Genomic DNA, 3,738 nt, shown 5'->3' with positions numbered 1-3,738 from the left:
GCCACAGCGCCCCCGTCATCGCGCCGCCGACCACGCCGCCGCCGACCACGCCGACGACGAGGATGCGGCGCGATGACGGGGGCGCTGTGGCAGCTGCTGAGCCCGCCGAGCCGGTTCGACCGACCCGGTGCCCGCGCGGTCGGCGCGGCGGGAGTGCGGGTGCGCTTCGACGACGGCGTCGAGGCGCTGTGCGCGACCAGCGGCCTGTGGAACGTCAACATCGGCTACGGCAACGAGGCCGTGGCGGACGGCGTCCACCGCGCGCTGCGGGACGCCTCCTACCTCACCCTGTTCCGCTACAGCCACCCGTGGGCGGTCGAGGCCGCGTCGACGCTCGCGCAGCTGTGCGGCGCGGAGACGTTCGGCCGGGTGCTGTTCTCGACGTCGGGCAGCGCCGCCAACGACGCCATGATGAAGATCGTCCGGCAGTACTGGGCGCTGCGCGGCCAACCCGCCCGCCGGGTCGTCGTCGGCCTGCGCGACAGTTACCACGGCCTGACCTACGGGGCGTCGGCGCTGTCCGGTGAGGAGCTCGGCCAGGAGCTGTACCTCGTCGACCGGCGCTTCGTCCGGCATGTGAGCTGCGCCGACGCCGGTGAGCTGCGCCGCCTGCTCGCGGGCGCCGGCCGGCAGATCGCCGCGGTCGTCGTCGAGCCGGTGCTCGGCACGGGCGCGGTCGAGGTGCCGGACGCCTTCCTCACCGAGCTCGCCGCGCTGCGCGACGAACACGGCTTCCTGATCGTCGCCGACGAGGTCGCGACCGGCTTCGGCCGCACCGGATCCTGGTTCGCCTCGCAGACCTGGCCGTTCGTCCCCGACGTCATGGTCGTGTCGAAGGGGCTCACCAACGGCACCTGCGCGGGCTCGGCGGTCGTCGTCTCGCACCAGGTCGCCGCCGCCTTCGACGAGGCCGACGCGGTGCTCGCCCACGGCGAGACGAACGCGGGCACCCCGCCGACCTGCGCCGCGATCACGGCGACCGTCGCGGAGATGCGCCGCCTCGACGTGGTCACCCGCGCGGCGGCGCTCGGGCGGCGCCTCGCCGCCGGCCTCGCCGACCTGGTCGCGGACCATCCCGCGGCGGTCGGCACCGGCGGGCGGGGCTGCTTTCGCATCCTGCGCCTGGCCTGGCCGGATGGCGAGACGTTCGGCCCGCAGGACGTGGCCGCCGCCATCGAGACGATCCGCCGGGCGGGCGCGGTCGTTCATCCCGGCCCCGGCGGCATCCAGCTCGTGCCGCCGCTGGTCTACACCGACGACGACCTCGACGAGCTGCTCGACGCCGTCCGCCGGGGCCTCACGACCCTGTGGGCTGGCCGCGCCGGCGCGGCGGGCGCCCAGGCGGCCCGACCGGTGCCGGCCGCGGCGGTGGCCAGGTGAACACCGTCTGGCAGTGGTCGTGCCCGACGCGGGTCGTCGCCGGCCCCGGCGGCCTGGAGCACGTCGTCGACGAGCAGCGCCATGCCGGGCGGCGGATCGGTGTCGTCGTCGACGCGGGCGTGCTCGCCACCCCCGCGGTCCGCTGGCTGCGCGACCAGTGGACGGGCTGGCCCGTGCTCACCGCTGAGCCTGTGGGCGCCGGGATCGCCGACGTCGCCGCCCTGGCCGGGTGGCTGCGCGACCAGACCGCCAGGACCGGCCTGGACACGGTCGTCGCGGTGGGCGGCGGAAGCCTGCTCGACCTCGTCAAGCTGGGCAGCGTCGCCGCGGTCGACGACGGCGTGCTCGCCCGGGTGACGGCCGGGCGCTGCGGTGTCGTCGGCCTGCCGCCGTCGGTCGGCCGCCGGGGCGGGCGCGCCACGATGGGCGACCGACGGATTCCGGGTGCCGCGCCGGTCCCGGTACACACGCCGGACCTGGTGCCCGCGCGCAGCCTCGTGCCCATGCGAGTTCTGGTACCCACGACGACCGGAACCGGGTCGGAGGTCAGCGCGGTGGCGTGTGTGCGCGTGCGCGGCGGCCACCGGCTCGTCATCGGCGAGGCGCTGCGCCCGGAGGTCGCCGTGCTCGACCCGGCGGCCACCGACGGCCTGCCCGCGTCGATGCTCGTCGAGGGAGTCCTGGAGGCGCTGCTGCGGGTGCTCGGGCCGACGGTCGGCAGCCTCGCGTCCCGGCCGGTGCCCGACGCGGCCGGCCTTGCCCTGGCCGGCGAGCTCGTCCGTCTCGGTGACCGCCTGTGCGGCCCCACGCCGGCGCCGGACCCGCCGGCGCCGGACCCGCCGGCGCCGGACCCGCTGGCGCCGGACTCGGCGGCGCGGGGGGCCGCGGGCGGGGCGGAGCGGCTGCTGGCCGCCGAGCTGTCCGCCTATACCCAGGCGAGCTGGGCGATGGCCGGGCGGGACCCGTTCGGCGGCCGGGCGTGGTACATCGCGAACGAGGTGTCCACCGTCCTCGGCGCGCGCAAGATGGTGGCCACCGTGCCCGTGGCGGCGGCGGTGTGGGCCCGCGCGGCGGCCGGCGACCGGCGGTTCGGGCATTCCGAGCGCCTCGCGGTCGCCTGGGACGCGGTGTGCCGGGCGGCGCGGCCGGGGCTTGGCGACGACCCGTCGGCCGGGCTGCGCCGGCTGGCCGACCGGTGGGGCGTGGCGAGCTGCCCGCCGGCCACCCCGGCCCAGCTGAGCGCCATCGCCGGACGGGTGGTGCGCGCCTTCGGCGGCGGCCTGCCGCCACTGGCGTCGATCACCCACGCGGACGTCGCCGCGCTGCTGCGGGAGTCGCTGCCCGCGGCGGCGGAGCACGAGCTCGCGGTGGCCGCGTCATGATCGACGCGCGGGCCACCCTCGAGCCCGAGGCCGGGATCGCGCGGGGCACCACTCTCGTCCCACCGGCGCCCGACCAGCCGCTGTGGACGGTCGCCGTCGACATCGGCGGCCTCGACGCCGCCGGCCACCGCGGCCTCGCCGACGGCGACTATCCGCTGCACCTGGTCGGCGCCGCCGGCCTGCGGCCCGGCGACGCCCTGCTGCGTGGGGCGGGCGAGGCGGTCGAGCGCTTCGCCCTGCGGCCCGGGCCGCGGCCGGGTGCGCCCGGGGAGCATGTTCCGCGGCTGCCGTTCGCCGACCCGACCGTCGCGCTCGGCTCGCCCGCCGCCGATCCCGACCGGCTGCGCTGGCTGCCCGGGCGGGACCTCGTCAGCGGGGACGAGGTCGTCGTGCCGGCCGCCCTGGTCGACTATCCGGCCGGTGACGAGCTGGCCCTGCGGTGCTTCGACCCGACGCCGTCGGGCGCGGCCGCCGGCGCGGACCTGGCCATGGCGCTGGGCAACGCGCTGCACGAGATCGTCGAACGGGACGCCGTCATGGTGGCCTGGGCCGCGCAGCTGCGTCTCGAGCGGGTCGACCTCGCCGCCTTGGCGCCCCCGCCGGCGCGGGCCGCCGAGCTGGACCGTCTCGTCCGTGCGGCGGACGAGCTCGGCCTGTCCGTGACCTTCGGCGCGATCCCCACCCCGCTGCGCGGCGTCGAGTGCGTCGTCGCGATCATGATCGATGACGGCGGAGCCGAGGCGGGGGCCGGCGGCGCGGGCGGCGCGGGCGGCGGGAATGGTGCCCGGAACGCCGCGACGGGGTTGCCGCTGGCGGCCGTCGGGGCGCGGGCGTCGCCCTGCCGGGCGGCGGCGATCGTCGGCGCGTTCCGGGAGGCGTTCCAGGTTCGCGCGGCGCTGCGCGGAGTGGGCCAGTGGTACGGCCCGGTCCGCTTGTACCGGGTCCGCAGGGCGTTGCCGAGGTTGGACAGCCGTCC

The 3,738-nt window shown here is 77.9% G+C and carries 3 protein-coding genes; all 3 read left to right on the top strand.

Annotated features, from left to right (window positions below; all coding sequences use genetic code 11):
- Window positions 1–72 precede the first annotated feature (72 nt).
- The gene (mpaD, locus tag C1A33_RS21980; protein ID WP_101833276.1) at window positions 73–1,380 is read left to right on the top strand and encodes a daptide-type RiPP biosynthesis aminotransferase; all 1,308 of its coding nucleotides are present in this window, start codon (window positions 73–75) and stop codon (window positions 1,378–1,380) included.
- Window positions 1,377–2,762 carry an iron-containing alcohol dehydrogenase gene (locus C1A33_RS21975; RefSeq protein WP_165818531.1) on the top strand — a complete coding sequence of 462 codons (1,386 nt, stop codon included), beginning with the start codon at window positions 1,377–1,379 and terminating at the stop codon, window positions 2,760–2,762. The genes mpaD and C1A33_RS21975 overlap by 4 nt, the downstream gene beginning before the upstream one ends.
- Window positions 2,759–3,738, top strand: a 980-nt coding sequence (locus C1A33_RS21970; RefSeq protein WP_165818530.1) for a YcaO-like family protein, incomplete at its 3' end; no start/stop codon positions are given. The genes C1A33_RS21975 and C1A33_RS21970, both read left to right, overlap by 4 nt.

The sequence above is a fragment of the Frankia canadensis genome, assembly GCF_900197875.1.
Lineage (GTDB): Bacteria > Actinomycetota > Actinomycetes > Frankiales > Frankiaceae > Frankia > Frankia canadensis.
Note: the sequence above shows the minus strand (reverse complement) of the source record. Positions and strands in the feature narration are given on the sequence as shown.